Origin of the sequence: Isoptericola croceus (assembly GCF_029382255.1) — a bacterium.
Classification (GTDB): Bacteria; Actinomycetota; Actinomycetes; order Actinomycetales; family Cellulomonadaceae; genus Isoptericola; species Isoptericola croceus.
This window is the reverse complement of the sequence record NZ_JARLLG010000002.1, coordinates 246256-265410: the sequence shown is the minus strand read 5'-3', so window position 1 is coordinate 265410 and position 19155 is coordinate 246256. Positions and strand designations below refer to the sequence as shown.

The window sequence follows — 19155 nt, the reverse complement described above, 5'->3', positions numbered from 1 at the left end:
GAGTGAGACGCAGCGTCGCGCACTCGCGCCGCCGCATCTCGCTCGGGCTCGGCGCGGTCTGTCGGGTGGTCGCCGTGGAGGTGCTGCTCCGCGTCACCCGCCTCCCGACGACGGCGCAGACCATGGGCTCGCGTCTGGCGACACCCGCGGAGGCGACGTCGGCCGGCGACACGCCGCTCGTGCTCTCGGCGGACGAACGCCGGCGGTTGCGCGCAGTAGGGATGGTCCTGCGCCGCTCGCCCTTCGGTTCGTCGTGCTTGCAGCGAGCCCTGTGCGCAGGCCACGTCCTGCGGGAACGCAGTCCCCGCCTCGTGATCGGGGTGGCCAAGCGCGACGGCCTCGTCTCGGCGCACGCCTGGCTCGTCGTCGACGGCGTCAACCTCGACCCGGACGGCTCGTCCAGCTTCCGTCCGCTCCACATCGATGAAGAGATCGTGCTCGCATGAGCGTGCACTACGACGCCTACGGACTCGTGATCGACTCCGACGTCGAACTGCCGCTGGAGCGGCATTCCACGGGGATGCCCACCGACGGCGCTGACCTGGTGATCCGGCGTGCGTCCGCACGGACGGTCCAACAACCTGTGACAGGCCGGACGCTGGTAGAGCACGTGCGCGACGGGCGGCGGTGGTACCACGGCATCCGGCGCACCGACGGGACGGTCCTCCTCCGATTCGACAACCTGTGCGACATGGAGATCGATGCGGACGGTCACGACGTCGTCGTCCGCGTCGCGCCGGACGGCGACGAGGGAGTCGTCACCGTACTCGTCGCCGGGGCGCTCCTCGCGTTCGTGCTGACCCTGCGTGGCGATCTCGTCCTGCACGGCAGCGCCGTCAGCATGGAACACACCGCGGGGGCAAGGTCCATCGGTTTCGTCGGCCGCTCGGGGATGGGCAAGTCGACGATGGCCGCGCTCGTGTGCCGGTCCGGAGGGTCGCTCGTCACGGACGACATCCTGGTGCTCGACCGTCGTGCTGGCGTCTACGTCGCCCAGCCCGGCGCCACCGAGGCACGCCTCCGCCCCCGCGCGGAGGCACTGGCCAGCGAGCTCGAGGAAGCCGGTGCTCCTGCTCGTCCGAGCGGCGACGCGCGCCATGCCCTGCACCTGGCGGGCCCTCGGCAGGATGCGGTTCCGCTGGCGGCGCTGGTGGTTCCGTTCCCCGATCGGACCCACGACGAGCTGCGGTTGCAGCGCCTGACCGCCCGGGATGCGTCCCTGACCCTGATGAGGTTTCCCCGCTTGTCGGAGTGGCACGACCATTCGGTGACGGCGCGGCACTTCGCGGATCTCGTCACGCTCACGCGTGATGTCCCGTTGCTCCTGGCTCGGGTGCCGTGGGGGCCACCGTTCCGGCACGACATCATCGAGGACCTGACGACGGCCGTCCTGAACAACCGGATCCCGCACGCCTCTTCGCTGCTGGGTACGGCGACCCGCGCGGCGAGCCCGGCGCCCGCGTAGCAGGTCTCATGGCGGCACGTCAGGGAGCCGAGCTGGACCAGCCGTCGGGGAAGTACGCGCCGGCCTGAAGATCGAACAGCTCGGCGTACAGGCCGCGCTCGGCCATCAGCTCGGCGTGCGTCCCGGACTCGACGACACGTCCGGAGTCCATCACGTAGATCCGGTCCGCCCCCCGGACCGTCGCGAAACGGTGCGAGATGAACAGGGCCGACCGCCCGTCCAGGGTCTCGCGCAGCGAGGTGAACAGGGCGTGCTCGGCCCGCGGGTCGAGCGCCGCCGACGGCTCGTCGAGGATGACCAGGTCGGCGTCACGGTAGAAGGCCCGGGCGATCGCGACCCGCTGCCACTGCCCTCCGGACAGGTCGGCGCTGTCGTCGAACATCCGCGAGAGCCGAGTCGCGTAGCCGTGCGGCAAGCGCGCCAGGATGCCGTCGATGTCGGCGGCCCGTGCCGCGCCCCGGACCTGCTCGCTTCCGCGCTCGTCACGGCGCGCGTCCGGACCGGCGCCGTCGAGGGCGATGTTCTCAGCCGCCGAGAACGCGTAGCGGACGAAGTCCTGGAAGATCACCGCGATCCGGCTGCGCAGGTCGTCCTCGGCGAGCTTGCCGTACGGGGTCTCGCCCCAGACCACCGTGCCGTCGTCCGGGTCGTACAGCCCGGCCAGCACCTTCGCCGCGGTCGTCTTCCCCGACCCGTTCTCCCCCACGACCGCGACGACCTCTCCTGGGCCCACCTCGATCGACACGTCGCGCAGCGCCTCGACGGAGGCTCCGGGGTAGCGGAAGGAGACCCCGTCGAGGCGGGCGCCCACGAAGGACGGCATGCCGTCGGGATCGGGGCGCACGGTAGAGATCGTTGACTCGTGGTACCGCAGGAACGCGTCGAGGTCGTCGAGGTAGAGGCCCGATTCGTGGATCTGCTGGATACCGCCGACAAGCCCCTGGATCTGCCCCTGCAGCGCGCGGATACCAACGATGGCAGCACCGGCGGCGGCCACGCCGACCTCTCCCTGGGCGATGAGCCAGACGAGGAACAGCAGGGTCGCTACGAGCACGAGACCGGCGAGCACCTGTCCCAGCGTCGCGAGCCTCAGCCGCCGGCCGAGGTGCCGGTGCAACGCCACGAGGTAGGAGTCATAGAGAGCGCGGAAGCGCCCGCGCAACCACGGGGAGACTTGGAAGGCCCGGATCTCCTTGGCCTCGTCGCGGCTGGTCTGCACATAGTTGACATAGGCCCGCTCGCGCTGGTTCGTCGTCTGCTCGACGGTGAACCGAAACTCCAGCGCGCTCTCTCGGCGACTGGTCAGCAGCACCGGGACGGCACCGACGGCCAGCAGCGGAAGGAGGAGCGGGTAGAGCGCCACCAGGGCGGCGCCTACGCCGATACTGGATGCGAGGGCACCGATCGCCGTGAACAGACCCTGCGTCACCTGGAAAGGTCGACTCATCGCGCTCTGACGCACCCGCTGGAGATTCTCGAAGAACTCCGGCGACTCGAAGTTGCGCAACGGCACCGTGGTCGCCACCTCCTGCACCTTCTCGGCCATCGAGCGTGCGACCAGTTCGCCGAGAAGTCGCCGCACGCTCCCCTGTGCGACCGCAACGACGGATCCCAGCGCCATGAGGCCCGCCAGAGCCAGGACCGACCAGACCAGCTGCCCACCCAGACCGGTGTCTTCCAGGGCGAGGATGCCGTCGAGGACCTGCGCGACGACCAGCACCTGGAGAGCGAGCGCGCAGGCGGCCACGAGCTGCAGGACCACCAAGGCGACGAAGAGACGTCGGCTGCAGGACCAGACGATGCGGGTCGACCGCCGCACCAGGCTGACCACGCGACGTCCCCGGCCGGCCATACCCCGTAGGTGCCCCGACCCGCCTTCGGACGAAGCGTTGGCGCGGTGACTCATTCCCGCCCTCCGCTCGCGGCTATCGCAAAGTACGCGTCCCGGGCACGTGCATCGGGAACGTCGTGCTGGAGCGGGCGAGCGACGTCACGCCCGGTGCGGTGCTGCCAGCCGTAGTACCTGACCTTGGCATGGTTCGACCCGAGCCGCCAGACGCTCGCAGCGACGGAGGACCGTGCCGCGGAGTACACGTTGCCGCCGAGCTTGGAGTCGCCGGGCAGACCGGGGAAAGGGTGCCGGTCGTCGCGGGCGCGGACCAGCCGGCCCCACGCCCCCGCCGCGGCCCGAGCAAGTCCAGGGTGCGGAACGCCGTGCTCGCCGGCGACGCGGTACGCCCCGTCGAGGACCAGGGCCACCGGCACCGCTGCTCGCGCTGCGCGGCTGCGTCGTTCCAGCTCGTCCCAGTCGACGTCCTGCGAGGCGTAGTAGACGTCGGCGAGCCACATCAGCCGGTTCGCGCCGGCCTGGGCCGCGTGGACGGCGACGTGCAGCGCCTGGTCCTCGGGATCGAGCATGGGCAGCGACACCGCCGAGAGGTCGTGGTGGCGGCGCCGCGCCAGCATCACGTCGACGTCGAGGGGAAAGGCGCGACGCACGGACGGCGCGACCGCCAGGTGCCAGTGCAGGTCGACGTGCGTCCCGTGCTGCCCGACCATCGCCAGCTCGCCACGGCCGGAGGCCCGCAACGCCGGCCAGTTCCGGTCGAGCAGGCGACCCCCCGTGGACTCCACGATCTCGACCGCGTCCCGGAACGCCGCGGGCTCCACCAGCAGGTCGAGGTCGTAGTACTCACGCATGTCGGCGTGCGGCCAGACCACCGAGGCGAGCGTCGCACCCTTGACCGCCACCCAGGCGATGCCGGCACGGTCGAACGCCGCCCCGATGCCCTTGAGGTCCTCCAGCGCTCGCAGGTGGCGGAGCATCTGCCGGTTGCGCCCGACCTCCAGCGGGATGCGCCACACCTCGGGGACCTCGTCCCAGCCGCGCACGGCACGCGCGACGGCAGGGGTGACGCGGTGCAGCAGGCCTGCCTCCCACAGCTCTTCACCGGTGACCCGACCCAGCTCGTCGGAGCAGGTGCCCGGCCGGTCGAACGCGGCGTCGAGCAGCAGCCGCGCCAGCGGGCGCAACGGCGAGCCGGTCGCTCTCGCTGCGGGTCGTCTCACGAGTTCCACCTGTTGAGCATCGCGCGCCCGGGGCACGCAGAGTGGCCCCAGGACCGGATTTCACCCGAACTTGCACCCGGTCGGCCGGACGGCGCGTCCCGGGTGCCACCCTGGCCCGGCCGCAGCGATGAGTACCGCTGTCGTCCCCGGTCGTACCGGCATGACGAAGCGCTCCCCGGGCCCGGCCACCCTGCCCGACCTCGCGCGCACCCTAGTCGCCGGCCCGCACGCCTGCGCCGCCCGAGACCCCTCCGATGACGCGTCGATGACGTCATGCAGGCCGAACGTGTCGCAGTGTCGCCGCAGGTCATGACATGTCACTCCCGAGCGGGCAGCTTCTCCCGGGCGGCACGGCGCGTCGCGGCTGGAAGCCGGTCCCCCAGCCGGTGCAGGAAGCCGCGCACCGCCGCAGGGTCCGCCGCCCCGGCGTGCTTGAGCGCCGTGCCGACGGCGCGAGAGACGACGGGGTCGGTGTCCGTGGCCAGGATCTCGGCGATGCGCAGCAGGTCCGCGATCCCCGCGGTGTCGACGGGCCGCGTGTACGCCAGCGGGGCGGTGACGGCGGTGCGGCGCCGCAACGGGTCCGACGCCCGTGCGAGGTCGAGCAGCGGCTCACGCGAACGGTGGCGGAGCGCCTCCCCGACCACGCGAGGCGCCGCGCGGTCCACCATGTCCCAGGCGTCGATGGCGTCGTGCCGGTCGAGGTAGAGCCGGTAGCGGGCCTCCCGCTCGTCCTGCGTCACCCGGGAGCGCCGCACGAAGAAGTCGAGCACGCAGAACGCCGCGAGCCGCGGCTCGTACTCCTCCACGTCGAGCAGGCGGTCGACCTCCGGGAGAGGCAGGTCGGTGTACCGCTTGGCGACGTCGAAGAGCGTGCCCATGCGGACGCCGAGCACGCCGCCGCCGCCCCGGTAGTGCCGGTTGGGGTGCACCTCGGGGTCGGCGACGGCGCGCAGGTCCGCCACGAGCGACTCAGCGGTGAGCGTCATGGCGACAGACTAGGTCGCTACCCCACCACCTTCCAGGGCCCGTGCTTGCCTCCCGGTGCCTGGTTGCGGGTCCACCACTTCGCCTCGTAGCGCTCGTCGTCGTGCACGACGACGTCGCCGGCGGTGAAGATCCGCGACGCGGTCCACACGGCCGTGCCGTCCGGTGCCGTGGCGATCTCCTGCCACGAGCCCCAGGGCGAGACGCCCGGCGTCTCGGTGGTCCACCACGTGGCCCGGTACAGGGCGCCGCCGTGGGTCACCTCGTCGCCGGCCGTGTACACCTGTCCGGCCTCCCAGTCGGGAGCCGCCGGCGTGGTCGCTCCGACGAGCTCGGCCACGCCCCAGCGGCTCGTGTACTGGTAGCCCGTGCCGGTCGGGTCGGCCCAGGTGGTCACCGAGGTCCGCGCTCCGCCCGTGGCGTCGTTGACCTGGAGGTCGAGCCCGTGGAAGGCACCTGCGCCGCCCTGACCGAGCAGGTCGATCGCAGCCTCCACGCGGTACCCCTCGTCCGTGAGGGTCGCGGCCGACTCCACGCGTGCCGCCTGGTCGGCGGGGTCGCCCGTACCGAACGACACCTCGTTCTCGGCGCTGATCCGGATCTGGGTGTCCTCGGCACGGTAGGCACCGTTCTTCGCGTTGCCGGTGTCGAGGAAGATCTCGACCGAGTCCTGGATCCACGGGTCCGACCCGCTGACGTCCACCTGCGGGTCGGGGACGTCCGCGAGCACGTACAGCGTGTCGTCCGCCCACAGGGTCCGGACGGTCGCGACCGCTCCGTCAGCGCCTTCCACGCGCTTCTCGGTCGCCACGGCGCTCGCGTCGGCCCACACCTCGTCGACCTCGCCGTCGATCACCGGGGCGGTCGAGGCCTCGGGCACCTCGACGTGGCTCAGCTCCTCGAGGAGGGTGAGGCTGCCGTACGTGCCGGGGGTGTTCCACCCGGCGGTGGTGCCGCCGTCGGCCACCCGCACGTCCAGACCGAGCGTGTCGCCCTGCGCCGCGCCCGCGAGCGGCAGGTGCGCGACGACGTCGTAGCCCGCGTCGGTCTCGACGACCTCCGCCGTCGCGTCTCCCGTCACCATGCCGGCGCGGCCGACGACGGCGGTCCCGCTCTCGAGCTCGAAGGTGACGGCGTCGCTCGCCTCGGCATCCCCGTCGCTGACGGACACGTACGCGGTGAGGTGGTCGGCGGCCCAGCGGAGCTGGAACGCCGCCGACTGGTCGCCGGCCGCGGTGATCGGGTGCAGGGGCAGGCGCTCCCACTGCGGCGCGGCGGCCGCGGACCCGTCCAGCGCGACCGTGCCGGCGAAGACGCCCGCGGACCGCTGCTGGGCGGGCAGGTCGCCGTCGACGATGCCGTAGTAGGCCGGCTTGGCCTGGTAGTCGTCGTCGAAGACCAGGGGCGCTCCGTTGCCCGCACGCCACGAGCGACCGTCGGTCAGGCCCCAGACGGTGACGGCGTGCAGCGAGTCGGCGTGGTCACGGAACATCCGGAAAGCGTCCCGGAACCAGTAGCCCTGCTCGATGAGGTTGGCCTGCGTCTCCGGGGTGCCGATCGTGACGTCCAGCTCGGTGACCGCCTGGGTCACGGGCATCCCCTCGAAGCGTTCGAGAGCGATCTCCAGGGCGGAGACCGGCATGGCCAGCGACACGTGGAACTGGTGACCCACCCCGTCCAGGGGCACGCCTCGTTCCAGGAGACGCTCGACGAGCGCGACGTAGCGGTCCTGCTTGCCGCCCTGCTCGGTGTTGTAGTCGTTGATGAAGAGCTGCACCGGCCGGTCGGCTCCCGGCGCGGCGTGGACCTCGTTGAAGGCTTCGTCCGCGTACTCGAAGGACAGGTCGATGAAGTCCTCGCCGAGGATCCGGTACCACTCGCTGCGGCGCAGGCCGTCGTCCGTGCTGCCGTCCGAGACGACCTCGTTGACGACGTCGAACGCGTTCACCGGGTTGTCCCCGCCGAACTCACCGTAGGTGGCGAGCCAGTCCACGACGGCGAAGACGTGCGTGCGCAGGCGGTCCCGCAGGATCTGCTGGTCGGTGGCGGAGTCGGTCAGCGGCTGCCCGGCGTCGTCGGTGAAGAACCACTCGGGCGTCTGGGAGTGCCAGGTCAGCACGTGCCCGTACATCGCGAGGTCGTGCTCGGCCGCGAAGTCCATCAGGGCGACGGCCTCCGGGTGCGGGCGGAAGTTCCGCTCGCCGTCGTACCAGGCCTCCGGCTTCATGTGGTTCTCGGCCGTGATCTGCCCGAAGTGGCGCAGCAGCAGCTCCGCGGCCGTGCCGGTGGTCTCGCGGGAGTCGATCGCGACCCCGGCCGGGAACGGCACGGCCTCGCGGATCGGCGTGAGGTCCTCGACGACGGCCGGTTCGGGCACGGAGATCACGACGTCGTCCACCAGGAAGTCGCTGGTGTTGGAGCCGTTGTAGTCGGTCTCGAGGTACAGGAGCTGCTGCTCGCCGGCCGGGATCTGGAAGGTCCCGGTCACCTCGGTCCACCCGTCGGCGGTGACGCCGGTCCACTGGGCGAGCGTCGCGTACGACGTCGAGCCGTCGGCGGTGCTGGCGAGCGACAGCCAGACGGCGTCAGGCTCCTGGCCTGCGGCGAACCGCACCTGCGCGCTGAGCTCGTAGCGCACGCCGGGGCTGAGCACCGTGGAGACGTCGCGGCCGATGCCGTCGCCCTGGCTGTCACGGTCGGTGACGAGGGCCGCGGCCGACCCTGAGGCGGCGTCGGCGGTGGTGACCTCGACGGTGGGCCCGGTGCCCCCGTCGTCGCGCGGCCCCCAGCCGTCGAGACCGTCCTCGAAGTCGGTGCTCAGGACGACTCCCGGTTCGGGCTGGTCCACGGGCGGCCCGGCGGCCTGCCCGGTGACGATCAGGTCGTCCACGAGGAAGTCCGGGTGCTCGTCGCCGACGGGCGCGGCCTCGAGGTAGAGCTGGGCGGCGGACAGACCCGTGGGCATCGTGTAGGTGCCGCCGACCTCGACCCACTCGTCGGCGGTGGTGGTGATCGCACCGCCGACCCACGTGTAGGAGTCTCCGTCGGCCGAGGTCTCCTGGACCGTGAAGTGGATGTCGGTGGCACCCGCGGCCCCGGCGGGCAGCTTGACCCATGCCTCGACCTCGTAGACGCCACCCTCGGCGAACGTGCCGGCGACGTCGGTGGCCGGGCCGTTCCACTCGCCGGTGCGTCCGGTGACCGCCAGGGCTCCGGCGCCCGTGCGGGCGTCGTCGGTGATCTCCAGGGCGACCGGGCCGCGAGGCGCCCATGGTTCGATGGTGATCTCGAAATCGTTTTCTAGTACGACGGCGTCGTCCGCCGCTGCTGTCGACGCTCCGACGACGACGGCACCCGCCGCGCCGCTCGCCGCCAGCGCGGCCGCGGTGAGCCCCGCGACCGTCCTGGTGATCCTCTGCCTCATCGTCGCTCCCTTGCGATGTGCGGCCGGGGCGCCGGCCTCGATGCTCGCGACCCCGGGCAGGGCGCGCCGCGCCCCGTCACGGGCACGCTACGGCGCGCAGACCATTAAGGTCAATGACTGAACGAACATCTCCGAAATCGTTACACACGATCGCGGTCCGTCGCAGCGATGAGATGCGCCGCCGCCCGGGTTGACGACCCGAGGCGCACCGCACTAGGGTCCCGTTATACGAATAACCGACTCACGAGGAGGTGGGATCAGATGGCGCGCAAGGGTGCCCGGCCGACGATGTGGGACGTCGCGGCCCGAGCCGGCGTGTCGCAGGCGACCGTCTCGCTCGTGCTGAACGACGTCGGCGGCGGAAGGGTCGCGGAGGCGACGAAGGCCCGGGTGCTGGACGCCGTCCGCGACCTCGACTACCGGACGAACGCCTTCGCCAGAACCCTACGCAGCGGCGAGTCCGGGCTGATCGGGTTCATCTCGGACGAGGTGGCCAGCTCTCCGTTCGCCGGCAAGCTGCTCAAGGGAGCCCAGAACCTCGCCTGGGAGACCGGTCACGTCATCCTCAGCATCGATACGTATGACAAGTCGGAGCTGGAAGCGGCCGCGATCGACACGATGCTGTCCTACCGGGTGCGCGGCGTCGTCTACGCAGCGATGTACCACCGCGTTCTCGACCTGCCCGCCGCGCTGCGAGACGTACCGACCGTCGTCGTCAACGCCCAGGACCGCGACGGTGTCGTGCCGAACGTGTTCCCCGACGAGGAGCCGGGCGGGTACACCGCCACCCAGCATCTGCTCGAGGCAGGACATCGCCGGATCGGCATGATCAACATCCAGCCCGCCGAGAGCGACCTGCCGGCCGGCACGGGGCGGCTCGCCGGATACCGGCGAGCCCTGGCCGATGCCGGGGTCCCCTTCGACCTCGACCTGGTCCGCGCCGGCCACGGCACCATCGAGGACGGCCTGGCGGCCGCCCGGGACCTCATGGATGCCACTGAGCCGCCGACGGCCATCTTCTGCGGCAACGACCGGACCGCTTGGGGCGCTTACCGCGGACTTGACTCCCTCGGCCTGCGCGTCCCGGACGACTGCTCCATCGTCGGTTTCGACAACCAGGAGACTCTGGCCCCGTCTCTCGATCCCGGCCTGACCACCGTCGAGCTTCCCTTCGAGCAGATGGCCCGCCGGGCCGTGGAGATCCTGCTCAGCACGCAAGGCTCCTACCCGCAGAACAATCCCATCGAGTGCTCACTGGTCCTTCGCGGATCCGTGGCGAGTGCAAAGGCGCGCGAATGACCACCCAACCCACCGTCCAGCACCTCGTGCCGGCTCCACGGCATCGCGTCTCGCGACTCCGCAGGGCCGTGCGGTCCTGGCAGTTATACGTATTACTGACTCCGGCCGTCCTGCACGTCCTCCTGTTCAAGTACTGGCCGATGTACGGCGCACAGATCGCGTTCCGGAACTACAACCCGGCGGACGGCTTCTTCGGGAGCCCCTGGGTCGGCCTGGACCACTTCCAGCGGTTCATCGAGTCGTTCCAGTTCGAGCGGCTCATCGCGAACACGCTCAGCCTGAACGCGCTCGGCCTGCTGCTGGCCTTCCCCGTGCCCATCGTCCTGGCGCTCGTGGTGAACCAGCTGCAGAACGAGCGGTTCAAGAAGTTCACCCAGACGGTGCTCTACTCGCCGTCGTTCATCTCGGTGGTCGTGGTGGTCGGGATGATCCACCTGCTGTTCTCCCCCCGCTCCGGGATCGTCAACAACGCCATCGAGACGTTCGGTGGCGAGCCGGTGTTCTTCATGGGGTCGCCCGAGTGGTTCCGGCCGTTGTACATCGGGTCGGACATCTGGCAGAACGCCGGGTTCTCGATGATCGTCTACCTCGCAGCCCTGACGGCTATCGACCCGTCGTTGCACGAGGCGGCACGGGTGGACGGCGCCAACAAGTGGCAGCGGATCCGGCACATCGACATCCCGGGAATCCTCCCGGTGATCACGATCCTGTTCATCCTCGCGATCGGGAATCTGTTCAACCTCGGATTCGAGAAGGTGCTGCTCATGCAGACGGACCTGAACCTGCCGACGTCCGAGGTCATCCAGACCTACGTGTACAAGGCCGGTCTGCAACAGGCCCAGTTCAGCTATTCCGCCGCGATAGGCCTCTTCAACTCCCTCATCAACCTCACCCTGCTGCTGACCTTCAACTGGGTCGCACGGCGGGCCAACCAGTCCAGTCTGTGGTGACGAAGCCATGACCCAGCTCACGCGAGCTCAAGAGACCCCGCTCTCCACCACCCGGTCGCCGAACCGGCGTCCTCGACGACCTTCCGTACGAACCGGAGTCCCGAGCGGCGGCCCGTGGCACGGTCGACTGGCGGACCCGTTGTTCAACATCGTGGCGATCGGGCTGCTCGGGCTCGCCATCGTCGCGATCGTCTACCCCCTCTACTTCATCGTGATCGCTTCGGTCAGCGAGCCGGCCGAGATCCTCAACGGCAACGTCTGGCTCGTGCCGCAGGGCTTCACGGTCGAGGGGTACGGCCGGATCTTCTCCGACCCCGACATCTTGCGCGGGTTCGCCAACTCGGTCCTCTACACCCTCGTGGGGACCGCCATCAGTGTCGCGTCGATCCTGTGCGCCGCCTACGCGCTGTCACGCAAGGACCTCTACGGGCGCACGTTCTTCATGCTCCTGTTCATCCTCACCATGTTCATCGACGGTGGGCTGATCGCCCGGTACCTCGTCGTGCGCGACATGGGGATGCTGAACACCATGTGGGCGGTCGTGCTGCCAGGTGCGATCGGCGTGTGGAACCTCATCATCGCCAGGGCCTTCTTCGAGAACAACGTCCCCGGTGAGCTGAGGGACGCGGCGCAGCTCGACGGGGCGAACGATTTTCGGTTCTTCCTCCGCATCGTCCTGCCCCTGTCGAAGCCGCTGATCTTCCTGATGATCATGATCCACCTCGTCGCCAACTGGAATGCGTTCTTCGACGCGCTCATCTTCCTCGATGACGAGAGCAAGTACCCGCTCCAGCTGGTGCTGCGGAACGTGCTGATCCAGTCCGAGGTCACCGCCGCCGGCGGATCGGGCGCACTGGACTCCTATGCCGCTGCCCAGCGCATCGGCGAACTGATCAAGTACGGGATGATCGTCGTCTCCAGTATTCCGCTGCTCATCATCATGCCATTTATGCAGAAGCACTTCACCAAGGGCGCACTTCTCGGCGCCGTCAAGAACTGATCCCCCTTTTTGCACCACACCATCACCCCGAATGAGAGCAAGGAAGATCATGATGAGACACCGCAGTTTCCTCACCACCATCACCGTCACGGCCACCGGCGCCCTGCTCCTCACCGGTTGCGGCAGCGGGGAGGCGGCCACCGAGGTCGAAGACGCCTCTGCCGAGTTCGGGTTCCGGTCCGAAGGTCTCCCGATCGTCGACGAGACTCTGTCGCTGACCTTCGGCGGATCGAAGTCCGCCCTCGCGCCGGACTACTCCGACATGGAGCTGGTCCAGCAGTGGGAGACGGACACGAACATCGCGATCACCTGGGAGAACCTGCCTGATCAGGTCTACCAGGAGAAGAAGAGCCTCATGCTGGCCGGCGACGACCTTCCGGACGTGCTCTTCAACTCCGGCCTGACGGACGCCGAGGTGGTGCAGAACGGGTCCAACGGCACACTCGTGCCGCTGGAGGGTCTCATCGAGGAGCACGCGCCGACGCTGTCGGCCCTCCTGGAGGAGCGGCCCGACATCCGGGCGGCCATCACGGCCTCGGACGGTCACATCTACACCCTGCCGTCGGTCGAAGAGCTCGGGATCCTGCAGTACCCGAACTTCCTCTACATCAACAAGACCTGGCTCGACACGCTCGGGCTCCCCATGCCGACCACGATCGAGGAGTACCGCGAGGCGCTCGAGGCGTTCAAGACCGGTGACCCCAACGGGAACGGGAAGGCGGACGAGATCCCGCTGAGCTTCCGTACCGACTCCTTCTGCGCCAACCCCTGGGACCTCGTCGCCGCACTGGGTGGCCAGCCGGAGAACAACGACCACCGCATCGTCCGCGACGGGAAGGTGGAGTTCACCGCGAACACCGAGGAGTACAAGGCGGGTGTCTCCGCGCTGGCCGACTGGCACGCCGACGGACTCATCGACCCCGAGTCCTTCTCGCACGACGACGTCGCCTATCTCGCCAAGGGCAAGTCCGAGACCCCCGTCCTGGGGTCCTTCTTCTGGTGGGAGCTCAAGGAGATGGTCGGTGACGACCGCGTCGAGGACTACGCCATGCTCGGCATCCTCGAGGGCGTGGACGGCAAGCTCGCCAGCGTCACCAACAACCAGGAGATCAATCGCGGCGCGATGGCCATCACCCGGGCCAACCAGTACCCCGCGGCCACGATGCGCTGGGCCGACCGACTCTTCGAGCCCGTGATGTCGGCGCAGACCAACTGGGGGCCGATCGACGTGACACTTCAGGAGGGTGCGAACGGGATCCTCGAGCAGATCCCCGCCGAGGCCGGCGTCTCCGAGGGCGAGCGCCGCCAGCTCGTCGCCCCTGGCGGGCCGAAGATCATCCAGGAGAAGGACTTCGAGACAGTCGTGGCACCTGAACCGCGCGCCGAAGAACGCCAGGACCTGGTCGCCGAGCACTACGCCCCCTTCGCTGCGAACGACGCCTACCCGCCGGTGCTGCTGTCCAACGAGGAGCTCGACCAGATCTCCTTCCCCCAGACCGACATCACCGCACTGGTCAAGGAGAAGTTCGCCTCCTGGATCGCCAACGGCACCATCGACGCCGAGTGGGACGGCTATGTCTCCCAGCTCGACTCGATGGGCGTCGACGACGTGACCGGGGTCTACCAGCAGGCCTACGACCGCTTCCAGCAGGGCGGCGAGTGACCGGCGGTGCGGGGGCGGGCTCGGCCCGCCCCCGCACCGTGACCCATCGCATCCATCACGGCGGATCGTCCGCCGCACACGACACGTCAGGACCACTGTGACCACGACCTCGCCCAGCCAGGCCGCCGCCACCCCGACCGGCTCGATCACGCACCTCCGCCCGGCACTGCACTTCACGGCGCGCGACACGTGGCTCAACGACCCCAACGGGTTGCTCCACCACGACGGCGTCTACCACCTGTTCTTCCAGAGCAACCCGCACGGCAACACCTGGGGGAACATGTCGTGGGGGCACGCGACCTCGACCGACCTCGTCACCTGGGACGAGCGGCCCGTCGCCCTGCCGCACACCGACGAGGAGCTGGTCTTCTCCGGCAGCGCCGTTGCCGACGTCCGGAACACCGCAGGGTTCGCCGGCTCCGGACAGACCGCCCTGGTCGCGATCTACACCAGCGCCTACACCGCCGCATCGGACCGCCCGGGCATCCAGGCCCAGTCCCTGGCCTACAGCCTCGACGGCGGGGACACCTGGACCCGGTACGCCGGAAACCCCGTCCTGGACATCGGGTCCCGCGAGTTCCGCGACCCGAAGGTCTTCTGGCACGGCGGCGTCGACGGCCGGTGGGTCATGGTCGCCGTCGAGGCGGTCGACCGCAGGGTGGTCATCTACTCCTCCCCGAACCTCTTGGACTGGACCCTGGAGTCCCGATTCGGCCCGGCGCACGCCGTCGGGGGCGTCTGGGAGTGCCCCGACCTGTTCCCGCTGGACGTCCGCGACACCGGCGAGTCGAAGTGGGTCCTCGTCGTCAGCCTCAACCCGGGCGGCATCGCCGGGGGTTCGGGCGCACAGTACTTCGTCGGCGACTTCGACGGTCACACCTTCACGCCCGACCGCCTCTCCACCTCCACCGACCCGACGGACTTCGACTGGCTGGACTACGGGCGGGACTACTACGCAGCCGTGTCCTTCAACGACGCCCCGCAGGGGCGCCGGTTGATGGTCGGGTGGGCCAGCAACTGGGACTACGCCAACGCGGTACCGACGCACCCTTGGCGGTCCGCCATGTCCTTGGTCCGGGAGCTCGAGCTCGTCCGCTGCGCAGACGGACGGCTGCGAGTCGTGCAGGCTCCCGTCCTGCCTGCTGGTGACCCTGACGTCGAGGTGTTCGACCTCACCGTCCCCACGGGGCCGGGGACGCGGGCAGAGCTGGTGCTCTCGCCGGCCGAAGGAACCGGCACAAGCCGTGTGATCCTCACCCTCGACGGTGACGCCCGGACGGTCACCTGCGACCGCACCGAGAGCGGGGCGGTCGACTTCCACCCCACTTTCTCGTCGGTCGACACCGCGCCGCTGCTCGGCGGGGACGTCACCGAGCTCCAGATCATCGTCGACGCCACCATCATCGAGATCTATGTCGACGGCGGCCTCGTCACCCTCACCCAGCAGGTCTACCCCGACGCCGCTCTCACCGAGCTGCGCGCGACGTACGCCGGGTAGCCCGGCCGAGCGCGGTCTGGTCGTTCCGTTGTACCCAGCCGGTCACGGCGGCGTAGCCCGCCGCGTTGCGGAACCCCACCATCCCCGCGCCGGGACTGCCGGGCGCCTGGCGCGTCAGGCGGACGTGCCGACGGCCGCCGCCGACGCCACCTCGCCCAGGATCACGGCGTCGACGAGCTGGCGTGCCCACGTGAGCAGGGCGGTGCCGCGCAGCGGCTTGCCCCCGATGCGCGCCGTCGTCGGGAACGGCACGAGGATCGCTCGGATGCCCGGCTTGAGGATCGTGCCCGGGTAGAGCCGCTTGAGCCGCATCTGCGCCGACTCGGGCAGGTCGACCGGGGCGAACCGGACGTGCTTGCCCTGCGCCGTGATGTCCGTGAGCCCGGCACGCCGGGCGTGGTTGCGGAACTCGGCGACCTCGAACAACGCTTCCGTCGACTCCGGCAGGGCGCCGTACCGGCCGACGAACTCGGCGGCGCGGAACTATTCGGTCAGGCACTGCGCCCGACGTCGCACGTCGAGCAGTCCCTCTAGAGTCAAGGACAAGCCAGCAGGTCAGGCTCATCTTCGCGAGCAGGGGCGATCGTCACTTCCTGTCGTAGGCGCCGTAGCAGGCGTACAACAGGCCGACGACAAGCACACTAGCTGCCGAACCGATGATGCGGGGCGTTGACACGTGGTCGTCCAAGATCCATGCCCACCATGTGAATTCGTCGATATCCGAGCTGGCGAAGAGCATCGCGAAACCCACGTGCAGGGCTGGCGCCGTCCACGACAACGATACGAATCCTGAGATCGCTCCCATCGTCGACAGGGTCACGAACCACAGCAGATTCGTGACCGCCGCCATGAGGCCCGCCCCGCTGAACCACGTGAGGCATGCAGCCAGTGCACCGCTGAATCCAACGACAGCAGCGAACCAGACGAGCCGGGCCAGGATCAGCCGGACGGGGCGCCCCAACTCAAGCACGCGGTCCGAATCGGTGGACAACGCCACAGCCGCCCCGTACGCGGCCGGTGCCAGCATGAGGAACGCAGCGGGAACCGGCCGCGGGAACAGCGAACTGGCCAGTCCCGTCAGCTGCACCGCTGAGACAGCACCCCCGAGCACCGTGCACGCCAGAAGGATGACGAGGCCTGAGCGTGTTCGGTGTACCGCGAGCCACGCACCGATCACGGCAGCGGGCCGAGCAACGATGGGTCACACGAGCCCAACGCCTCGACCAGCTCAGCCGATTCATGCGGCCCGACGGGCTCGATGGACTCGTCGAGCATTCCGATCTCGGAACGGTCGACTCCAACGAGATCCAGCCACGTGACCATCAGGGTATCGGTCGCCTGCCAATAGGCGTCCGGTGGCCAGACGTCCTGGTAGAGCTGGTCGCAGTGTCTGGGCGTGATCAGCACGCCAGCCACGTCGATGATGCCTGCGACAGTGCCAGGCGCATGAGGATCGAAGAACGACTGCGTGGTCATCGTGAACATCGCCGCATCTCCGGCAGGCGGACTGCTGTCCACGACCATGTGCACATGGTCGGGAGCGAGCGAGTCATACCCGACCTCCCGTGCCGCAGCAACCAGCGTCCGCACCGATTCTTCATAGACGAATCGACGCTCCGCCGACTCGGCATAGTCGCAGACGACGGGACTCGAACCGCGGCAGTCCGACGCGTTGGACGTGACCATTCGGTACGGTCCAGCGTCTACCCAGGCGGGCGCTACGAGACAGCCGATCACCAGAGCACCGCATGCTGCTGCCCGCCAAGGCGCCTTCTTGGTGCGGCTGACCTGGCCCGGCACCGCGAACAAGGCGCACGCCAGCACAAGCAGCAGGACGGCTTGCACCCCACCGAACCCGAGGTGCGGCACGAACCCGAGCCGCGGTGAACCATCCCCGATCACGAAGAAGGGACGCAGCATGGCACCAGGAACCGCGACGTACCCCGCCAGAAGTGCAAAGGCTGCGGCTGCCGCGGCAAGCCCAGCCGCGATCGGGCCGAGCAGCGCTCCGGCGGCGTAACCCAGCCCAGCCAAAGCACACAGGGCGAGCAGCTGGACGCCGAGATCGAGGAAGTGCGCAGGTAGAGCAGGAAAATCGTGCGGCCCACGCGCGCTCCAGGCCATCATCACGCCCCACACCAGCGCCTGGACCGCAAGAACAGGCAGCAGCGCGACCAGCACCGCGAGGAGGCGAGGTGACCGCCCACGAGGAGCCATGGCGACGAGGTGCCGCCGGGCCGGCTGAGTCGCCCGCGCCACATCGACAGCTACTGCACCGGCGAGCACCACCCCGACGAGGAATACGCCGTTGCCAGGCATGCCACTGGTCCAGGTCACGTCCCCCGACCACGCGCGTCGCTCACCGAGAGCCGAGAGCACGACGTGGCCCGGAAGCGCAAGGATCCAGACCCAGGCTCCAACATGTGTCTTGAACACTCCGCCGATCATGCGCCGACCGCCCGTGACATCAGCCGCGTCAGCCCGTCCTCCAGCCGGCGCACCCGGTCACCGTCTCCCGCAGTCTGCGCAATGAGGCCGTCGACGTCCCCGTCGAAGACCACCGAACCCGCGTTGAGAACGACCACGCGGTCCGCCATCGCCTCGACGTCGTCGACTAGGTGTGTCGACACGACCGTCACCCGCCTGGGGCTCGAAGCCGTGATCACCTTGCGCATCGCGATGCGTTGTACCGGATCCAGCCCCACTGTCGGCTCATCCAGCAGCAGGACCTGAGGATCATGCACGATCGCTTGTGCGAGCCCGAGGCGGCGTCGCATCCCTCCGGACAGCTCGCGAACGGCCGAGTTGCGGCGCTCAGCCAAGTCAGCAATCTCGAGGGCCTCCACGACCGCCGCAGACCGGTCACGCCGCGCTATACCGCTGATCCACGCCACGTACTCCAAGTACTGTCGACAGGTTGCCGCGCCGGGCAGACTCTGGTCCTGCGGAAGGTAGCCGACGGCCGAGCGCTTGCCCGCGAAGCGGCTGCGCGGCACGCTGGCTGTGCCGTCAGTTGGATCCTGCACCCCGGCAAGCACACGGAAGATCGTCGACTTTCCGGCGCCGTTGGCGCCCACCAGGCAGGTGATCCCAGGCGCGAAGGTCAGCGAGACGGGGCCGACGACTGCACGACTGTAGCGCACCGTGGCGCGGTCGAGGCAGACCTCATCGAGCTCAGCTGTCACGTCAGCTGCTCCGTCAGTAGGTGTCAGGGTTCGACGCGTTGAATCCACTGCACGGATCCTTCTTGAGCACGAGATCGAGGCACACCTTGACCCGACCGCGCGCCGTGCTCGCGGTCCAGTTGGGGTCTTGGCGCTGATGAATCCAAGTCGAGTTGGACGAGGTTGATGTTCGTCTCGTCGACTTCTTCGACCCTGCGGAGTAGAACTGCTGCGAGCATGAGTAGGACGTCGAGACCGAGGAGTACTTGTACGTCAGCGTGGTCGACGACGTTGCACAGCTTCCCGCGTTGGACTGCGGCGCGTGCACGATGTAGACGCCTCGGTGTCTGGTCGGAGTCTTGACGATGCGCGACTTGAACCGCGCACTGTACTTCGTTCCATCGAGCGTCCGCTCAACAGCCCAGTCGCCGCCCGCCTGGCCTTCCCCACCGTTGCCGAAGGCTCGCAGAGTGCCCCAAGAGCTCCAGCCGTTCAGAGCCGTTGCGGTCGGCACTACACCGACGGTGACGACCGCCGCAACGATCATGGTGGACAGGATGGCGACCAGACGCCTCATGGATTCAACGCTCATTGTGAGAAATGTTCAGCCCGAAGGCTGAACTTGATCATGGCTCA

Annotated in this window: 15 protein-coding genes and 1 pseudogene; 7 read left to right on the top strand and 9 right to left on the bottom strand. The window is 69.1% G+C overall.

The window, feature by feature from the left end; translation table 11 throughout:
* Positions 1 to 2 precede the first annotated feature (2 nt).
* On the top strand, positions 3 to 446 hold the full coding sequence (locus PZC42_RS07075; RefSeq protein WP_277209506.1) for a lasso peptide biosynthesis B2 protein: 444 nt from the start codon (positions 3 to 5) through the stop codon (positions 444 to 446).
* Positions 443 to 1465: a hypothetical protein gene (locus tag PZC42_RS07070; RefSeq protein ID WP_277209505.1), complete on the top strand. Its 1023-nt coding sequence runs from the start codon at positions 443 to 445 to the stop codon at positions 1463 to 1465. The genes PZC42_RS07075 and PZC42_RS07070 overlap by 4 nt, the downstream gene beginning before the upstream one ends.
* A gap of 19 nt (positions 1466 to 1484) precedes the next feature.
* Here the strand turns inward: PZC42_RS07070 and PZC42_RS07065 are convergent, their stop codons facing one another.
* From PZC42_RS07065 to PZC42_RS07050, 4 genes are all read right to left on the bottom strand, one after another.
* Positions 1485 to 3296, bottom strand: coding sequence for an ABC transporter ATP-binding protein (locus PZC42_RS07065; RefSeq protein WP_277209504.1), 1812 nt, complete (start codon positions 3294 to 3296; stop codon positions 1485 to 1487).
* Positions 3297 to 3367: 71 nt separating this feature from the next.
* Positions 3368 to 4534 (bottom strand): nucleotidyltransferase family protein, encoded by a 1167-nt coding sequence (locus tag PZC42_RS07060; protein ID WP_277209503.1) that lies wholly within the window; start codon positions 4532 to 4534, stop codon positions 3368 to 3370.
* A gap of 317 nt (positions 4535 to 4851) precedes the next feature.
* On the bottom strand, positions 4852 to 5523 hold the full coding sequence (locus tag PZC42_RS07055; RefSeq protein ID WP_277209502.1) for a DNA alkylation repair protein: 672 nt from the start codon (positions 5521 to 5523) through the stop codon (positions 4852 to 4854).
* A 17-nt stretch (positions 5524 to 5540) separates the two neighbouring features.
* Positions 5541 to 8945, bottom strand: a complete 3405-nt coding sequence (locus PZC42_RS07050; RefSeq protein ID WP_277209501.1) for an endo-1,4-beta-xylanase — start codon at positions 8943 to 8945, stop codon at positions 5541 to 5543.
* A gap of 261 nt (positions 8946 to 9206) precedes the next feature.
* Here PZC42_RS07050 and PZC42_RS07045 point away from each other — a divergent pair, with 261 nt between their 5' ends.
* The 5 genes from PZC42_RS07045 to PZC42_RS07025 all read left to right on the top strand — a co-directional run bounded on the left by PZC42_RS07045 (position 9207) and on the right by PZC42_RS07025 (position 15355).
* Positions 9207 to 10244, top strand: a complete 1038-nt coding sequence (locus tag PZC42_RS07045; RefSeq protein WP_277209500.1) for a LacI family DNA-binding transcriptional regulator — start codon at positions 9207 to 9209, stop codon at positions 10242 to 10244.
* On the top strand, positions 10241 to 11194 hold the full coding sequence (locus tag PZC42_RS07040) for an ABC transporter permease (RefSeq protein ID WP_277209499.1): 954 nt from the start codon (positions 10241 to 10243) through the stop codon (positions 11192 to 11194). Before PZC42_RS07045 ends, PZC42_RS07040 begins: the two co-directional genes overlap by 4 nt.
* Positions 11195 to 11201: 7 nt before the next feature.
* A complete protein-coding gene (locus PZC42_RS07035; protein ID WP_277209498.1) occupies positions 11202 to 12194 on the top strand; it encodes a carbohydrate ABC transporter permease in 993 nt (330 codons plus the stop codon).
* A gap of 52 nt (positions 12195 to 12246) precedes the next feature.
* The gene (locus PZC42_RS07030; protein WP_277209497.1) at positions 12247 to 13857 is read left to right on the top strand and encodes an ABC transporter substrate-binding protein; all 1611 of its coding nucleotides are present in this window, start codon (positions 12247 to 12249) and stop codon (positions 13855 to 13857) included.
* Between the two features lie 97 nt (positions 13858 to 13954).
* Entirely contained in the window at positions 13955 to 15355 is a 1401-nt protein-coding gene (locus tag PZC42_RS07025) for a glycoside hydrolase family 32 protein (RefSeq protein ID WP_277209496.1), read from the top strand.
* Positions 15356 to 15469: 114 nt separating this feature from the next.
* Here PZC42_RS07025 and PZC42_RS07020 read toward each other — a convergent pair.
* The 5 genes and pseudogenes from PZC42_RS07020 to PZC42_RS07000 all read right to left on the bottom strand — a co-directional run.
* A pseudogene (locus tag PZC42_RS07020) lies at positions 15470 to 15829 on the bottom strand (TRCF domain-containing protein); the annotation flags it as partial.
* 112 nt (positions 15830 to 15941) lie between these two features.
* The gene (locus tag PZC42_RS07015; RefSeq protein WP_277209495.1) at positions 15942 to 16442 is read right to left on the bottom strand and encodes a hypothetical protein; all 501 of its coding nucleotides are present in this window, start codon (positions 16440 to 16442) and stop codon (positions 15942 to 15944) included.
* A gap of 86 nt (positions 16443 to 16528) precedes the next feature.
* Positions 16529 to 17536, bottom strand: a complete 1008-nt coding sequence (locus PZC42_RS07010) for a hypothetical protein (RefSeq protein WP_277209494.1) — start codon at positions 17534 to 17536, stop codon at positions 16529 to 16531.
* A 263-nt stretch (positions 17537 to 17799) separates the two neighbouring features.
* Positions 17800 to 18540: an ABC transporter ATP-binding protein gene (locus PZC42_RS07005; RefSeq protein ID WP_277209493.1), complete on the bottom strand. Its 741-nt coding sequence runs from the start codon at positions 18538 to 18540 to the stop codon at positions 17800 to 17802.
* Positions 18541 to 18553: 13 nt separating this feature from the next.
* Complete coding sequence (locus tag PZC42_RS07000; protein ID WP_277209492.1) at positions 18554 to 19096, bottom strand: hypothetical protein; 543 nt, start codon at positions 19094 to 19096, stop codon at positions 18554 to 18556.
* Between the last annotated feature and the right edge of the window lie 59 nt (positions 19097 to 19155).